General features: G+C 71.2%; 12 protein-coding genes, 2 tRNA genes and 1 pseudogene. 6 read left to right on the forward strand and 9 right to left on the reverse strand.

Translation table 11 applies throughout. The features are described 5' to 3' along the window. The first annotated feature begins 37 nt into the window (after nucleotides 1-37). Nucleotides 38-421, forward strand: a complete 384-nt coding sequence (locus AB1460_RS12365) for a hypothetical protein (protein ID WP_368961213.1) — start codon at nucleotides 38-40, stop codon at nucleotides 419-421. A gap of 96 nt (nucleotides 422-517) precedes the next feature. Continuing rightward, nucleotides 518-1,810 (forward strand): serine--tRNA ligase, encoded by a 1,293-nt coding sequence (serS, locus tag AB1460_RS12370; protein WP_368961214.1) that lies wholly within the window; start codon nucleotides 518-520, stop codon nucleotides 1,808-1,810. Here serS and AB1460_RS12375 read toward each other — a convergent pair. The 3 genes from AB1460_RS12375 to AB1460_RS12385 form a co-directional block, all read right to left on the reverse strand. Further along, nucleotides 1,794-2,594, reverse strand: a complete 801-nt coding sequence (locus tag AB1460_RS12375) for a helix-turn-helix domain-containing protein (RefSeq protein WP_368961215.1) — start codon at nucleotides 2,592-2,594, stop codon at nucleotides 1,794-1,796. The two genes, serS and AB1460_RS12375, sit on opposite strands and share 17 nt — an antisense overlap. Nucleotides 2,595-2,749: 155 nt before the next feature. Continuing rightward, nucleotides 2,750-2,837: transfer RNA gene (locus tag AB1460_RS12380), tRNA-Arg, on the reverse strand. A 68-nt stretch (nucleotides 2,838-2,905) separates the two neighbouring features. After that, nucleotides 2,906-2,993 (reverse strand) — tRNA-Arg (locus tag AB1460_RS12385). A gap of 222 nt (nucleotides 2,994-3,215) precedes the next feature. Here AB1460_RS12385 and AB1460_RS12390 point away from each other — a divergent pair. Both AB1460_RS12390 and AB1460_RS12395 read left to right on the forward strand, forming a co-directional pair. Further along, on the forward strand, nucleotides 3,216-4,787 hold the full coding sequence (locus AB1460_RS12390; RefSeq protein WP_368961216.1) for a class I adenylate-forming enzyme family protein: 1,572 nt from the start codon (nucleotides 3,216-3,218) through the stop codon (nucleotides 4,785-4,787). A 165-nt stretch (nucleotides 4,788-4,952) separates the two neighbouring features. After that, nucleotides 4,953-6,287, forward strand: coding sequence for a nucleotide disphospho-sugar-binding domain-containing protein (locus tag AB1460_RS12395; RefSeq protein ID WP_368961217.1), 1,335 nt, complete (start codon nucleotides 4,953-4,955; stop codon nucleotides 6,285-6,287). A 272-nt stretch (nucleotides 6,288-6,559) separates the two neighbouring features. Here AB1460_RS12395 and AB1460_RS12400 read toward each other — a convergent pair whose 3' ends face one another. Both AB1460_RS12400 and AB1460_RS12405 read right to left on the reverse strand, forming a co-directional pair. Then, nucleotides 6,560-8,974, reverse strand: coding sequence for an MMPL family transporter (locus AB1460_RS12400; protein WP_368961218.1), 2,415 nt, complete (start codon nucleotides 8,972-8,974; stop codon nucleotides 6,560-6,562). 293 nt (nucleotides 8,975-9,267) lie between these two features. Beyond that, on the reverse strand, nucleotides 9,268-10,368 hold the full coding sequence (locus tag AB1460_RS12405) for a hypothetical protein (RefSeq protein ID WP_368961220.1): 1,101 nt from the start codon (nucleotides 10,366-10,368) through the stop codon (nucleotides 9,268-9,270). Between the two features lie 4 nt (nucleotides 10,369-10,372). On the opposite strand from AB1460_RS12405, the gene AB1460_RS12410 reads away from it, so the two are divergent. Both AB1460_RS12410 and AB1460_RS12415 read left to right on the forward strand, forming a co-directional pair. Then, a complete protein-coding gene (locus AB1460_RS12410) occupies nucleotides 10,373-10,741 on the forward strand; it encodes a hypothetical protein (RefSeq protein ID WP_368961221.1) in 369 nt (122 codons plus the stop codon). 137 nt (nucleotides 10,742-10,878) lie between these two features. Further along, entirely contained in the window at nucleotides 10,879-11,520 is a 642-nt protein-coding gene (locus AB1460_RS12415; RefSeq protein WP_368961222.1) for a DsbA family oxidoreductase, read from the forward strand. Between the two features lie 59 nt (nucleotides 11,521-11,579). Here AB1460_RS12415 and AB1460_RS12420 read toward each other — a convergent pair. The 4 genes and pseudogenes from AB1460_RS12420 to AB1460_RS12435 all read right to left on the reverse strand — a co-directional run. After that, nucleotides 11,580-13,229 (reverse strand): annotated as a pseudogene (locus tag AB1460_RS12420) (rhamnogalacturonan lyase); the annotation flags it as partial. Nucleotides 13,230-13,485: 256 nt separating this feature from the next. Beyond that, entirely contained in the window at nucleotides 13,486-14,037 is a 552-nt protein-coding gene (locus AB1460_RS12425) for a DUF3558 domain-containing protein (protein WP_368961225.1), read from the reverse strand. Nucleotides 14,038-14,222: 185 nt separating this feature from the next. Next, nucleotides 14,223-14,705 (reverse strand): gluconokinase, encoded by a 483-nt coding sequence (locus AB1460_RS12430; protein WP_368961226.1) that lies wholly within the window; start codon nucleotides 14,703-14,705, stop codon nucleotides 14,223-14,225. Nucleotides 14,706-14,842: 137 nt separating this feature from the next. Continuing rightward, the gene (locus tag AB1460_RS12435) at nucleotides 14,843-15,847 is read right to left on the reverse strand and encodes an NAD-dependent epimerase/dehydratase family protein (RefSeq protein WP_368961227.1); all 1,005 of its coding nucleotides are present in this window, start codon (nucleotides 15,845-15,847) and stop codon (nucleotides 14,843-14,845) included. Nucleotides 15,848-16,005: the final 158 nt, after the last annotated feature.

Consider the following 16,005-nt stretch of genomic DNA (forward strand, 5'->3'; position numbering starts at 1 on the left):
CCCGTTCGTTCGTTGCACACCCGAAGGAGTCACGGACATGATCCCGAACAGCGACTGGAACACCTTCGTCGACCGCTACATGGCCTCCTGGAACGAGGAGGACCCCGCCGCCCGCCGAAAGATCATCGACGACATCTGGGCGGAGGACGGCACCTACTACAACCGCCTCTTCGTGGTCAGCGGCCGCGACATGATCGACAACGCGGTCACCGCCGCGCACAACGAGTACTTCGCCAAGGGATTCTCGTTCCGCTCCCAGAACGACGCCTACGGCCATCACGGCGGCTGCCTCTTCGGCTGGGTGATGGTCAGCACCGCGACCGGTGCGGTCGACACCTTCGGCCGGGACTTCATCGTGACCAACGCCGACGGGCAGATCACCATCGACTACCAGTTCGGCATGAAGCCGCCGTCGCTCTGACGTGACCTGACCGGATCCGGCCTGACCTGATCCGTCGAGAACACAGAATCCGGAACCGGGCACCTGACACCCGGCGGACGCGGAGGAGCGATCCCGATGCATGACCCGCAGGCACTGCTCGACTCGGGTGAGGAGGCCGTCGCGCGGATGTGCCGCCGCGGCCACTCCCTCGACCTGACGACCCTGGGCGAGCTGACCCGGCTGCGCCGCCAGACGGTGGACGCGGTCGGGCGCCTGCGGGCCGAGTCCAACCAGCTCGCCCGGGCCGGCCGGGACCACGGGCGTTCCGGCGGGGTCGCCCAGGCAGAGGTCCGGACCCGGGCCCGGGAGCTCAAGGAACGGATCCAGCAGACGGAGGCCGAGCACCGCCTGGTCTGCGCCGAGCTGGACGACATCCTGCTGGCGATCCCGAACCTGCCGGCCGACGACATTCCGGACGGGAACTCGGCGGCCGAGGCGGTCGAGCTGTACCGGGTCGGAGCTCCGCCCGTGTTCGACTTCCCGGTCCGCCACCACGCCGAGATCGGAGAGCTCACCGGGGTGCTCGACATGCGCCGGGCAGCCCGGCTCTCCGGCGCGCGGTTCGCCGTCGCACGGGGCCAGGGTGCGGCACTGGGACGCGCCCTGGCCGCGTTCTTCCTGGACGTCCACACCAGGGAGCACGGCTACACCGAGTACGCGGTACCGAGCCTGGTCAGCCGGGAGACGATGACCGGGACGGGACAGCTGCCCAAGTTCGAGCAGGAGCTGTTCCGGACCAGGGTCGGGGACCGCGATCTCTACCTCATCCCGACCGGGGAGGTGCCGCTGACCAGCCTGCACGCCGGGGAGACCCTCGACCCGGCGGACCTGCCGCTCGCGCTCACCGGCCACACACCGTGCTTCCGGTCGGAGGCCGGCTCCTACGGCCGGGACACCCGGGGCATCCTGCGGCTGCACGAGTTCGCGAAGGTGGAGCTGGTGCGCATCTGCCCGCCCGAGCAGTCCGAGCAGGAGCTGGCGCTGCTCCTCGGGCACGCCGAGGAGCTGCTGCGCCGCCTCGGGCTGGCCTACCGGGTCGTCGTGCTACCCGCCGGCGATATCGGGTTCTCCGCCCGCAAGACCTTCGACATCGAGGTGTGGCTGCCCAGTCAGGGGGACTACCGGGAGATCTCGTCCTGCTCGGACTGCGGCACCTTCCAGGCCCGCCGGGCCCGCATCCGGATCCGGGACCGCCGCGGCGCCACCGGCTTCGCGGCGACGCTGAACGGCTCCGGCCTGCCCGTCGGCCGCACCGTCGCCGCCATCCTCGAGCAGTACCAGCGCCCCGACGGTTCGGTCACGGTGCCCGACGTCCTCGTCCCCTACCTCGGCGGGCAACGACTGATCGAGATCACCCCCCCGACCTGAGAGCGTCGGTCGTCGTCGCGTCCGCCGGGAAGAACGACTCGATCGTCAGCTCGGCGACGGTGACGTCGCGCGGCGTGCCGAACGTGGCCACCATGCAGAAGAAGGACAGCTCCCGGTCGCCGACCCGCAGCCGCAGGGGTACGAAGATGTCCCCGGCGCCCGGGACGGCGACCTCGGGCTCCTCCTCGTCGCACGGATAGCTCGACAGCTCGGCGTACAGGTCCGCCAGCCGACCGTCCGCCGCGACCCGCCGCCGCACGCGGCCGAGCAGGTGCGCCCGCCATTCACCGAGATTGAGGATCCACGGAGCCATTCCGAGCGGATGCAGGGCCAGCCGCAGTGTGTTGACCGGCGGCGCCAGCACCTCCGGAGCGGCCAGGTCGGTGAACAGCGACAGGCTCGGATTCGCGTCGACAATGTTCCAGTCACGGTCGACGACGACCGCGGGATACGGCGCATGGCCAGCCAGCACGCTGCGCACCGCTGTCCGCACCGAGGACATCTGCGGGGCGGTGAGCGAGGTCTCCGGATAGGCCGGCGCATAACCCGCGGCGAGAAGCAGGTCGTTGCGGTCCCGCAGCGGGACGTCCAGCTGGTCGGTGAGCCGCAGCACCATGTCGCGGCTCGGGCGGGCCCGGCCGGTCTCCAGAAAGCTCAGATGACGGGCCGAGACCTGGGCGTACGACGCCAGTTCCAGCTGGCTGAGACGTCGGCGCTCCCGCCAGAGCCGCAACAGCTCACCGACCTGTGGGCTACGGTACGTCCCGGCGATCGCCGTGGTCATGCAGCCTCCTGCCATCCGGCGGTCCTGATCGACACCGACCGTACGCCATGGCAACGGACCGCAACCACAGGTGTATCCCACAGACACCGCCGCCGGGCCGGCACCTCCCTCGTGCGGAGGCACCGGCCCGGCGGCGGGCCACTGGTGGTGAGACGCGGAGAGGGCAGGATTCGAACCTGCGTGGATCAGAGATCCTCCCAGACCGAAGCCCGGGCCCCGTTAGGCCGCTACGGAAACCTCTCCCAGAAACATGGTGCCGATGGCGCCGATGGCGCGAAACAACTCCTCCCAGACCGACTGACAGTGAGACGCGGAGAGGGCAGGATTCGAACCTGCGTGGATCAGAGATCCTCCCAGACCGAAGCCCGGGCCCCGTTAGGCCGCTACGGAAACCTCTCCCAGAAACATGATGCGGGTGGTGCTGGTGGTGTGCGGTGCAGTTCGTTTCTTGCAGTTCTTACTGTGCACCCTGCCTCTGATGTGCCACTGACGGCGGTCTGACGTCGTCCGCTGCTCGGGAGCGGCCGGTCGAGCCTGCACGAGGGTCGAACCCTGGCTGCGCTCCCCGCGCGTCACCCATACTGATCCGTAGACCTCATCGCGGAGGGCGGGAAGCTCACCATGCGGCCACCGACCGGCAACGAGATCCGTCCGACCGTGCCTGATCTGTTGGGGCGCTGTGCTCGGGAGTTCGGGTCCGCCGACTACCTTGTCTCGCTCACCGACCGGCTGACCTACGCCGAGGCGGAGGCGCGGTCCGCCCGGGCGGCCCGGTGGCTGCTCCACGAGGGTGTCGGCAAGGGCACCCGGGTCGGCCTGTTCTTCCCCAGCGGCGTCGAGTGGGCCGTCTGGTGGCTGGCGGTGAGCCGGATCGGGGCCGTGGCCGTTCCGTTCAGCACGCTGTACCAGCCGATGGAGATCGCCAAGGTCGCGCGGCTGGCCGATGTGCAGCTCATGGTCGCGCCGACGACGGTGCTGAGCATCGACATCGCCGATCGGTTCGAGACGGCCTTCCCGGAACTGGCGGGGCAGCTCGCCGGGCAGCCGGCCGGTCAGCTCGAGCTGGCCGGCGCGCCGTATCTGCGGCGGATCGTGCTGACCGGGCCGACGGACCGAGGGTGGGCCACCCGCTGGGATGCGCGGGACCCGGCGATGGTGCGGGCCGAGCTGCTCGCCGCGGTGGAGACCGAGGTGACCCCGGCCGACCTGGCACTCATGGTCCACACCTCCGGATCGACCGCCGACCCGAAGGGCGTGCTGCACACCCACGGCACGCTGGTGCGGCAGACCTCCACCTGGCCGGCGGCGATCCGCGGGCTCACCGGCGTCGACCACAGGCCCCGCATCCTCTGCGCGATGCCGTTCTTCTGGATCGGCGGGATCCTGGCCGCGACCGGCGCTCTGCACGAGCCCGTCGCGGTGCTGGTGCTGGCACGGCTGGAGGCCGGGGCGGCGCTCGACCTCGCCGAGCGGGAGCGTGCGAACGGCGTCGTCGGCTGGCCGGCGTTCACCCAGCAGCTGCGGCTGCACCCGTCCTTTCCCGACCGGGACCTGCGCAGCGCTCCCGCGCTCCGGGACGGACCGGTGGATCTTTCGATGGCGGGCGTCCCGGACGGCCATCCGACTCACCGCAGCCTGACCGAGTCCGGCGGGAGCTTCGCGTTCACCGAGACCGCGATCGTCGACGCCGACGGCGCGCCGGTCCCGGACGGGACGGTCGGCGAGCTGCTCATCCGCGGCATCGGCGCGATGGCCGGCTACAACAAGCGCGAACGCTGGGAGGTCTTCGACGCGGACGGCTGGTACCACACCAGCGACCGCGTCTACCGGAGGACGGCCGACCCTCGGCTCTTCTACGTCGGCCGGGACAGCGAACTGATCAAGGTCGCCGGGTCGAACGTGTCACCGCGCGAGGTCGAGGCCGTCCTTGAGGAGTTTCCCGAGGTGGCGCACTGCATCGTGACCGGCGTCGAGCACCCTGGCCGCGGGGAGGAGGTGTGCGCGGTCATCGTCCCGGCCACGGCGGGCATCGACGTGGCCGCTCTCACCGCCCGCGCCCGCGCCCGGCTGTCGAGCTACAAGGTCCCGACCCGGTGGATCGTCGCCGCGGACGACGAGGTACCCGCCCTGCCGAGTGGCAAGCCGGACCGCCGGGGCCTCCGCTCCCTGATCAGGGATGGCCGGTTGGCGTAGACGCGCCTCGGCACGGCGTGGCGAGGACAGCCGCCTCGGGGTGGCAGCATGCGGGTCAAGGCGCCGGGTGGCACGTGGAATCCGAAGAGGATTCGTCTCGTGGTGACCACGGGCCAGCTCGTATGCAGGCTGTCGCGCAGCCGTCGACCTTGCCCGAGGGGAAGAATGTCGCGATTCCTGTTCGCCACAATCCCGGCCGTCGGCCACACCGTGCCCGCGCTGCCCATTGCCCGTGCCCTGGTCGAACGCGGTCATACCGTGCGCTGGTACACCGGCGCCGCCTTCGAGGGGAAGATCGCCGCGGCCGGTGCGCGATTCCGCCCGATCACGGACCCGGCCTTCGACTACAGCCTCGTGGGGCTGGATCAGCACTTCCCGCGGCGCCGGGCACTGTCCGGGCTGAAGAAGCTGCGGTTCGACCTGGTTCAGGCGCTTGCGAAGCCGGCGCCGAACCAGGTACAGGACCTGACGGCGCTGTTGCGGGAGGAGCCGGCTGACGCGGTGGTCACCGACACCGCGTTCATCGGCGGGATACTCCTGCAGGAACTGGGCGGGCCGCCGCTGGCCGGATTCGGCATCAGCGTCCTGCCCTTCCCCAGCAGGGATCTCGCCCCCTTCGGCACGGGACTGGCGCCGGCCACCGGCCCACCGGGCCGGCTGCGCAACAGGATGCTGGACGGTTTCACGCGCCAGGCGGTGTATCGGCCGGTGACCGCCGAGATCAACCGGACCCGGCGGGTGTTCGGCCTTCCCGCGGCGACCGGAACGATTTTCTCCTACCCGCTGGCCACCGCGCTCTATCTGCAGTTCAGTCCGCCCGGCTTCGAGTACGACGTCTCGGACCTGCCAGGTCAGGTCGCGTTCGTCGGGCCGCCGCGCCCGGCGGTCGACCCCGGGTGGCGGCCGCCGTCCTGGTGGGACGAGCTCTCCGGGCGCCGGGTCGTTCTCATCAACCAGGGAACGATCGCCACCGATGCCGATCAGCTGATTCGACCGGCGCTGGCCGGGCTCGCGGGCGAGGACGTTCTCGTCGTCGCGGTCACCGGGGGTGGCGACCCGGCGGAGCTTGGGCCGCTGCCGGCCAATGCGCGGGTGGAGCGGTTCATCCCGTTCGACCAGCTGCTCCCGTGGGTCGACGTGTTCGTCACCAACGGGGGCTACGGCGGTGTGCAGCTCGCGCTCTCGCACGGCGTCCCCATGGTCGGCGCGGGCCGAACCGAGGACAAGATCGAGGTCACCGCCCGGATTGCCGCCTCCGGCGTCGGGGTGAACCTGCGCACGCAGACCCCGAAGCCGGCAGCGGTCCGGGCAGCTGTCGTGGCGGTTCTCGGCGACTCCCGGTACGCCGCCGCCGCGCGCCGGATGCAGGCCGAGATCGCGCAGGCAGGACGCGAGACCCGGGCGGCCGAGCTGCTCGAGCAGCTCGCCGACGGATCGGCGCCGAGGCGGTCCGTGCCCCGTCAGGGACGACGGTCGATCGACCCCGCGCGAAGCCAGTAGCTCGGGGTCCGGGCCTTCACCCTGGACGCCCCGACCAGCACACACGCTGCTCGGGTCCCGCGTGGTGTTCGACGACGGCCGGCGCGATCGCCACTACTCCGTCGAGCTCGCCAACCCCCGACCGGCTGAGCGGAGCGGGTCAGCGCGGGGCGGCGCCAGCCGGGCCAGCCCGCGGCGCGGGTGCATCGAGCGGAGCTCTGGTGGTGCATCAGGCCCGGTGATCGGGGCGGCCAGGCGGTGATCGGCACCGTCTGGCCGCCCCGGTGTGGTTCTCAGGAGCGGGCCGTCTCCCGGTCCTGGCCGGGCTGGCCGTCGTCGGAGGGGCCGGGGTTCTCGTCCGACGCGGTCGCCCCGTCCGGCGTGGTTGATGTCTCCTGCGTGGTTTCCGCGTCCGGCGTGGTTGATGTCTCCTGCGTGGTTTCCGCGTCCGGCGTGGCGGCCGTGGCGGCCGTGGCCGGCGCGGTGCCCGTGCTCTGGGCGGGAACGGCGCCGTGGGTGACGGGCTCCTCGGCCGGTTCGACCGAGACGTGCGGGATGATGCGGTCCAGCCACTTCGGCAGGTACCAGTTCGACTTTCCGACCAGGTGCATCACTGACGGCACGAGCATGGTCCGCAGCACGAACGCGTCGAGGAACACGGCGGCGGCGAGCCCGGTACCGAATATCTTGATCGCACGGCCGGGGCTGATCACGAACCCGAGGAAGACGGCGATCATGATGATCGCGGCGGCGGTGATGATGCCGCCGGTCTCAGCCTGGCCGACCGTCACCGACCGCTTGTTGTCGCGGGTGTGGATCCATTCCTCGTGCATACGGCTGACCAGGAAGACCTGGTAGTCCATGGACAGGCCGAACAGGATGGCGAACAGCATGACCGGCATCCAGGCGTCGAGCGGACCACCCGGCCCGGCGCCCAGGGGCTCGGAGAGCCAGCCCCACTGGAAAATCACCACCGACAGGCCGAACGAACCGGCCGCCGCCAGCAGGTTCATCACCGCGGCGGTCAGCGGGATCACCAGGCTGCGGAACGCGATGAGCAGCAGGACGAACGACAGGCCGACGACGACCGCGATGAACAGCGGCATCTTCCGGGCGAGCACGCTGGCGAAGTCGACGTTGATCGCCGTCTCGCCGTAGGCGTAGATCTGGTTCGGCGTCCCCTCATACAACGGGGGCAGCACGGACGACCGCAGGTGCCGCACGAGTTCGTAGGTCTTCTCCGACTGCGGTGACGTAGTCGTCTTGAACGTCACGAAGGCGACGTTCTCCGCCAACGGCACGGGCGCCACGCTGGCCGGGTCGATGCCCGGGGTGTCGGACAGCGTGTCGGACACGCGCTGCAGGTAGCCCTCGTCCTGGGCGCCCGGGCCGCTCACGACTGCTTCCAGCGCGGAGTTGTAGCCGACCCCGAAATCGTCGGAGATCAGGTCGTAGCCGGCGCGGGTGGTGGCGCTCTTCGGGTCGCTGCCCTGGTCGCTGGCACCGAGCTGCAGAACGAAGATCGGCAGGCCGATCGCGATCATGATCACGCCCGAGACGACCGCGACGCCGATGCGCTGCCGGGCGACGAAGTTCGACCAGCGGGCCCATCCCCCGACCTGCTGGTCGCCGATGTACTCGCCGGCCCGCACCGCGGCCCGCTGCCGGCGCGGCAGCACCTTCAGGCCGAACAGGCTGAGCAGGGCCGGCAGCAGGGTGAGCGAGGCGATCATGGTGAGGCCGACCGCGAGCGCGGTCGCCACCGCCATGCCGTTGAAGAAGCTCACCCCGAGCGCGATGAGGCCGAGGATCGCGATGCACACGGTCGTGCCGGCGAACAGCACGGCCCGGCCGGAGGTGTTGATCGCGTTCACGATCGACTCCGAAACGGGCATGCCACGCCGCAGGTTGCGGCGGTGCCGCGTGACGATGAACAGCGCGTAGTCCACGCCGACACCGATCACCATCAGTTCGGCCAGGTACGGGGTGATGTTGGAGACGTTGATGGCGTGACTGAGGATGTAGATCGCGCCGAGGCCGCTGATGAGCGCGACAAGCGCGGTGGCCAACGGCAGGACGGTGGCCGCCACGGTGCGGAACACCAGCGCCAGGATGACGAGCGCGGCACCGAAGCCGATGAGGACCGACAGGCCCGATCCCTCGCTCTGCCCGATGCCGGTGAAGGCGTTTCCGGTGAACTCGACCTGAAGGTCGTCACTACGCAGTTCAACCAGCTGGTCGTAGACGTTCGTGAACAGCTCGATGTCGTAGTGGTCGCTCTCCCAGGTGATGCTCACCAGCGCCGTGGTGGAGCCGCGCGCGCTGTTGAGCAGCTGCGGGTTCCCCGGCGCCGCGGCACCGTTGTTTGCGCAATCAATCGACGCCCACGGAGATGTGATAAGCGCCACATGGTTACCCGAGTCACATACCCCGGTAAGCGCCGATTCCAACCCCTCGGGAGCCTCGGTGAACGCCCCGTCCCGGTTCTTGAGCACGACGGTGCCCGTGGCGCCGTTCTGGTTGTTCAGGCCGGCGCCCTCGAGCAGGTCGGCCACGGACGCGGTCTCGGTGTCCGGCAGGCTGAAGGTGTCACGGTACGAGGCTCCGCCCATCGCGCTGGCGATACCCTGCGCCGCGACGATGAAGGCGATCCAGCCAACGACGACCAGCCATCGGCGCCGGACAGCGAATTCGGCGATCCGTTTCATCAGTTCTCCTGCCCACTATCCGGCATCCGGTGAAAGACCTGGCACCGGCGATCAGATCCGAGTGGCCCTTAGCCTTGCACACGCTTCCAGACGGCCAGTATGCGGATGGGGCAATGCGATCAGGCACCTGAGTAGCCGAAACGCGACGAGCGTCGCGTACCCGACAGGGCGGGCCACTTTCTGCGACGCGGCGCCACGCTCGGCAGCGAGATGGGCCGCCCGGTCGTCCGCGATTGACGCGCCGTGCGGCCACCCTCCCGCGATGTCAGGGTTTGCGCGGAGATCCGATCAGCTCAGCTCAGCGGCAGGATCCGGACGATCCGCAGGGATGTCGCTGACGCGCCCGCGGCGGGGAAGGCCACGCTGCCGTCGGCATAGTCCTTGGCCTCCACGTAGGTGTGATCCGGCACCGCGATCGTGAACTGGCCACCCACGGTGGTGCCGGTGGTGGCGTCGAAGACCTGGGCGGCGGTCGAGGAGCCGGACCGCCAGGTGAGCAGCATCCTCCCCGCCCCGTAGGTGACCAGGTGCGAGTGCTGGCTGCGGGCGGCGGTCACCACCGTCCGGTCGGACGCGCCCGTGGAGAAGTGCTCCAGCCGCACCTGGTTGCCGTTGCTCCAGGCCGTCCAGTAGCCCACGTCGCCGGCCAGCACGATGTTGCCGCCGAACAGCGTCCCGTCGCAGACTCCGGCGACGACGGTCTGGCGGGTGTCGGGCCGGGCGATGCGGCAGTTGTTGTCCGTCGCGCAGACCATCGCGAAGTGGCCGGTGCGGTCGTCCCAGACAAGGTGGGAGTCCCAGGCGTGGCTGCAGCCCCACTCGAAGCTGTCGTGCCCGGAGACCAGGGCGCCGGTGGTGGCGTTGACGACCTGCATCCGGTCGCCCTCGTGGATGTCGACGCAGGCGCCGTTCGCCACGGTGATCGCGGCCTCGAAGTAGGCGGCGTAGTTGGTGCCGTCGAAGGACAGGGTGCCGTGGTGGTTGTACCACCAGACGAACAGGGCGCCGGGGTCGTAGCCGCCCCGGCTGGCGCTCAGGTTGGTGACCTGGCGTTCCCAGACCTGCCGGCCGGTGTTGTCCAGGCGGACCATCCACATCGTCCTGGTCGGGCTGGACGTCCCGCCGCACAGCTGGCCGCTGCCCTGCGGGCCGGGACGGGTCAGCAGGACCACCACCCCGTCCGCGTCGGCCCGGACGTCCTGCAGGTCGACGGCGTCGAGCGCGACGGGGGTGCCGACCAGCTGGTCGGCGCAGTCGAGCCGGCCCAGGCGGACCTTCGCGTCGGTGCCGAGCCAGGCCAGCCACGACCCGCCCGGCGCCGCGGCGATCGCGGCCGGCAGCGGGTCGGTGTCGCCCTGCCGCGCGAAGCTGACCACCGGCGATCCCAGGCTCACCTCGGTGATCCGCGTTGCCGGCGCGGCCCCTGCCGCCCGCCCGCAGGCGCCGGACACCGGCCCGGCCGGACCCGCGGTCCGCGTGGGCGTCGGAGTGCCCGCCGCGGTGGGCGAGGACGACGGCGTCGTCGGACGGACCGTCGGCGAGGCGGGCGGGGTGCCGGTCGGGTTGCCGGTCGGGTTGCCGGTCGGGCCGGCAGGCGGCTGCGACGGCGAGGCCGGCGGCGCCGAGGGCGAGGCCGGCGGGGTTGTGCCCGTGCCCCCTCCCCCGCCGGAGCCGACGGGGGCGCAGCCACCACCGATCGCGGCGACGGCGACGGCGACGGCCACCAGCACCGACCTGCGGACCGCTTGTGTCAACGACATGTGTTGAGCTCTCCGTCGAATCGGGTCCCCTCCCGCGGTCAAGTCGCTTCGTGACCGTGATCGGTTGCCCGGCCCGGCGGAATTGTCCAAGTGGCGATGTTGTTGGCGCCGCTGACTGTCCAGGGCGAGGAAAGGCGATGCACCGTGAAGGTCGAAGTGTGGTCGGACGTCGTCTGCCCGTGGTGCTATATCGGCAAGCGGCGGCTGGAGAAGGCGCTCGCCTCGTACGAGCACGCGGGCGAGGTCGAGGTGGTCTGGCGCAGCTTCCAGCTCGATCCCACACAGCGGCGCGGTGAGAACCTCCCGACCTCGCAGATGCTGGCGAGCAAGTACGGCGTCAGCCCGGCGGAGGCCACGGCGATGAACGACCGGGTGACCGCGCTGGCCGCCGAGGAAGGCCTGGCCTACCGCCTCGACCTGGCCGTCACCGCCAACACCCTCGACGCGCACCGTCTCATCCACTTCGCGGCCACCCGCGGACTCGCCGACGCCGCCCAGGACCGGCTGCTGCGCGCCGCCCTGGTGGACGGCGCCGCCGTCGACGACCCGGACACCCTCGTCCGGCTCGCCGCCGAGGTCGGGCTTCCGGCCGACGCGACCCGCGAGGCCCTCGACGGCGGCGCGTACGCCGAGGACGTCCGGGCCGACCTCGAGCAGGCCCGCGCCCTCGGCATCCGCGGCGTGCCGTTCTACGCCGTCGACCGCACCTACGGTGTCTCCGGCGCGCAGCCGGTGGAGACGCTCCTGGACCTGCTTCGCCGGGCGTCGGCCCCCGTCGCGTCCTGACCCCGGCGGCCGACGCCCACCCGCAGTGTGCGGCGACGCCTACCGCGGTGCGGCGACGCCTACCGGGGTGTGTGGACGTCCGGCCAGGGCGCGGCGGGCATCGCGGCGCCCAGGAGGAACGAGGGGTGCGGCGGCTGGTTGTAGGCGGTGTTCTGCCAGGCCACGGCCACCCGGTACTGCGGATCGTGCATCAGCGTGACGATGCGCCGGTCGGTGACGTGCGGTGTCGCGTAGATGCGCAGCGCCGAGCTGTCCGTCGTCGGCCAGATCACCTCCTCGCGCCAGTCGCCGAACAGGTCTGCGGACAGCGCCGGCGTCGCCTTCGTGCCGTTGGTGGCCACCACGCCGCTGGCGGTGAGCAGGCGGGTCTCGCCGGAGGTGTCGAGGATCCCGTCGCCGCCGGATGCCGACCACGACTCGGCACCGGGGCTGCCGGCCCAGATGTCGCCGGACACACCCCGCCCGTTGTCCCCGTTCGGCGGAGTCGTCCACAGGATCCGTCCGGTCGCCGCCTCCGCCATCCACGAGCTGGGCTTGCTGGCATCCTCGTCGACCTTGAAGACCTCCAGGCCGGGACGGGCCGGGTCGAGGTCGCCGACGTGCATCGCGTCGCCATGCCCGTTGCGGGTGTTCCACAGGCCGGTGCCGTTGTCGTCGACCGCCATCGACCCGTAGACGATCTCGTCGCGGCCGTCCCGGTCGACGTCGGCGACGGAGAGGTTGTGGTTGCCCTGGCCGGCCCACGCCGAACCGGCGGTGGAGCTGTCGAACGTCCAGACCCGTCGCAGCTGACCGTTGCGGAAGTTCCAGGCAACGAGCACCGTCCGGGTGTAGTAGCCGCGGGCCATGACCAGGCTGGGCTGCCGGCCGTCGAGGTAGGCGGTGGCGGCCAGGAAGCGATCGACCCGGTTGCCGTAGCTGTCGCCCCAGCTCGCGACATCCCCGCGGGCGGGGAGGTAGCTCACGGTGCTGCGGGCCGCGCCCGTCCGGCCGTCGAACACGGTGAGGAACTCGGGGCCGGCGAGCACGTAGCCGGAGGCGTTGCGGTGGTCCGCCGCCGGGTTCCCGATCACGGTGCCGCGCCCGTCGACGGTGCCGTCCGCGGTCTTCAGTGCGACCTCGGCGCCGCCGTCACCGTCGTAGTCGTACACCTGGAACTGGGTGTAGTGGGCGCCGGCGCGGATGTTGCGCCCCAGGTCGATCCGCCACAGGCGGGCGCCGGACAGCTCGTACGCATCCAGGTAGACGTTGCCGGTGTAGCCAGCCTGGGAGTTGTCCTTCGCGTTGGACGGATCCCACTTCACGACGATCTCGTACTCGCCGTCACCGTCGAGGTCGCCGACGCTGGCGTCGTTGGCGGTGTAGGTGTAGGACACGTTGTCCGGCATCCGCCCGCCGGGGGGCACCTGCAGGGGGACGTCGAGGTATCCCTGCCCCAGCCGCACCGCCGGGCCGGCGGCGGGCTGTTCGACGCCGCCCACGACGTCGCGCACCGTGTAGGTCGCGTCCGCGGCCGCGCCCGCGTCAAGGTAGTTCGTCGTCGCGCTCAGCGGCGCGGACGTCAGCCGGGTGGTGCCGCGGTACACGTGGAAGGCGATGTCGCGCGGGTCGGTAGCCAGCAGCCGCCAGCTGACGAGGTTCCCGGTGCCCGATCGCACGCTCACGGAACCGCGGCCCAGCCTCTCCACCTGCCGCCCGGCCCGGCCGGGGCCGGTTCACAGGCCGCTGCCGTGGCCAGGCCGGCGGCGAGCAGCAGCCCGGTGACGGTGTGGCGTCGCCGCGGGCGGTCGCGATCAGGCATTCGGACGGTGAGGTGAGTCCGACGACTCATCTGTTTCTTCTCCCTGCCCCCACCCCACGCGAAACAGCAGCCCCGTCTGACGACGTGGCTGAACCACGATAGCCACGCGGCTGTTTCCCGCCGAATAGATGCGCCTTATCCCGTGCTCCAGCGCTGCGGCGGAGTCAGAGGCGGCCGGCGATGGTGCGGGCCAGGTCCTCGAGAGGGCCGCGGTTCTCCGCGGGGTCGTTGCTGCGTACCAGGTTGACGGAGACGGAGAAGCCGTCCTTGGTGACGAAGACGGCGTAGTCCCCGATGAAGGCCTCGTCGCCGACGCCGGGCAGCGGCTGGAGCTGGTGCCCGGTGTCGCGCTCGGCGGCGTAGTAGTTCTGCGCCGTCTGCCCGACACGGACTTCGACCTGGGCGGTCGGACCGTTCGGCGGCGCGACGTAGGTGCAGGTCTCGTCCACCGCCTCCGCGCCGGCCAGCGGTGTTCCCGCAAGCTGCTCGGCCTCCGGCTGCGAGACGATGCCGCAGGGATTCGCTGTGCCGTCGTCGGATGACGCGGCGGGCGCGGCAGTCGTTGCCGCATCACCGTCGGCGGTCCGTGCGCCGGCGTTGCCGCCGCCCGCCCCTCCCGCCGCTCCCACGGACTCCGCGGCCGATGGCGGCAACGATGTCGCATCGTCGTCAGCGGAGGCACCGCAGCCGGCCAGCCCGAGCGATACGAAGATCATGAATGTCAGCAGGACCGCGCGTGTGACGACGCGGACGCGACTGATGGCAGGACGGTACATACGAGCCCCCCGATACCGACGTCCGCTGGCTCACCCCTGCGCCAGACGGGCAGGTGAGGACGGTACTCCTGTCCCCACCTGCGGCATAGGCCCCGGTCACGACGCCGGCGCGGGTCCGGGGGACGTTACCCGGGCCGCACCAGGGTCGCCAGCTGGTCGGTGAGCCGTTCCGGACGGAGCTGGCCGTCGACGGTGACGCCCTCGTCGGGGCCGAGGGGTTCGAGCGCGGCCAGCTGCGAGTCGAGCAGGGTGGCGGGCATCCAGTGGCCGCGACGTTCGGCGAGTCGCCGGCGCAGTTCCGGCTCCGGCACGTCGACGTGCGCGAACAGGACGTCCCCCGCAGTCCGCAGCAGGTCGCGGTAGCTGCGGCGTAGCGCCGAGCAGGCGACGATCCCGTCGGGGCGCGTGGCCATCCAGTCACGGACGGCGCGCAGCCACGGCCACCGGTCGTCGTCGGTCAGCGCGGAACCGGCGGTCATCTTCGCCCGGTTCGCCGGCGGGTGCAGATCGTCCCCTTCCAGGAAGGGACGCCCCAGCCGCTCGGCGACGGCCGACGCGAGGGTGGACTTGCCGCAGCCGCTGACCCCGATGACCACAAGCACCGTCATACCGAATGCCGTCCGGCCGGCGGACCCGGTACTCGATTGTGTGAAACCACCATGAACGACGATTTTTGCATCGCCAGCGACCGGTCGAAGCGAGGGCGGCACCCGCGGTGCGCGGTTCCGGTCACGGCCCGCCTGTCCTACAGCCTCGCGGCCGCCGCATCGACCGGAAGCGCGGGAGGATTCTCCGTCAACCAGCTGGCGGCCTGGCGCTGGCCGCGGAGGGCAAGCCCGAGCCGGCGGCGGATCACGGCCGCTCGCGAATTCGCGTCGAACCTGGCGAGCACGTCCATGCCGGCCCGGACGGCGATGCCCGGAACCCGCAGAACAGGACGTCCCGGCTCGAACGCCTGGTAGATCGAACGCACGGTGTGGCCTTCGGCCGGGTGTGTCACCACCGTCGGCGGGTCGGCCGCGCCGACGAGGGTGGCGACCCCCGCCGCGACGGCGTCGACGTGGGCCGCGGCGACCGGTTGGCTGCCGTCGCCCACCATGACCAGGGGCAGCCGCCGCGGCAGTGACGCGAGCGGATACGAGGGACGCCGGCCCGCCCCGTACAGCGACGGAATGCGGTAGACGGTGATCTGCGGGCCGCCTCGGCCGCGTACCGCGCCCAGCACCTGCTCGCCTCGGACGCGGGACGCGCCGTAGGCGTCCATCGGGGAGAAGCTGTCGCGCTCGTCCAGCACCGGCGCCATGCCCTGGACGGCGGTTGAGCTGAGGTGGACCAGACGCGGCACGCCGGCCTCCGCACAGGCCAGGGCCAGCAGCAGCGGCCAGGCCGCGTTCGCTCCGTGGAGCTCGTCCGGAGTCCGCCCCCGGGCCGAGGGCAGGCCGGCCGCGTTGACGGCGACATCGTGGTCGAGCAGGTCCAGCGCGACGCCGTCAACCTCATCCGCCACATACGCGGTGACCTGCTCGGTGGCTTTCTCCACCGTCGCCAGGTCAGGGAGCTGCCCGGTTGATGCGCCGGGATGCGGTACGCCGGGATGCGGTACGCCGAGGTGTGGTGCGCCAGGGTTGCCGGGTGGCACCCGGAGGCGAACCGCACGCAACGGCGTGACGTGGTGGCCGCCGCGCCGGAGCTCGGCCTCTATCACCGTGCCGAGATACCCGGTTGCCCCGAACAGAGCGACTCTCGCCATTCGCACTGATCCCATCCACACAAGCGGGTGAACCGTACCCTGTCCGCCGGGTCGGCGGCATCCATCGCAACCGTCATGCGACACGACAGCCTTCCATCACCGTAGGCGATCGGCCCACCACATCATGTGCACCCGACCGTCTCCGCGCGTCGAGGTGA

It is taken from the genome of Parafrankia sp. FMc2 (assembly GCF_041008525.1).
Classification (GTDB): domain Bacteria; phylum Actinomycetota; class Actinomycetes; order Frankiales; family Frankiaceae; genus Parafrankia.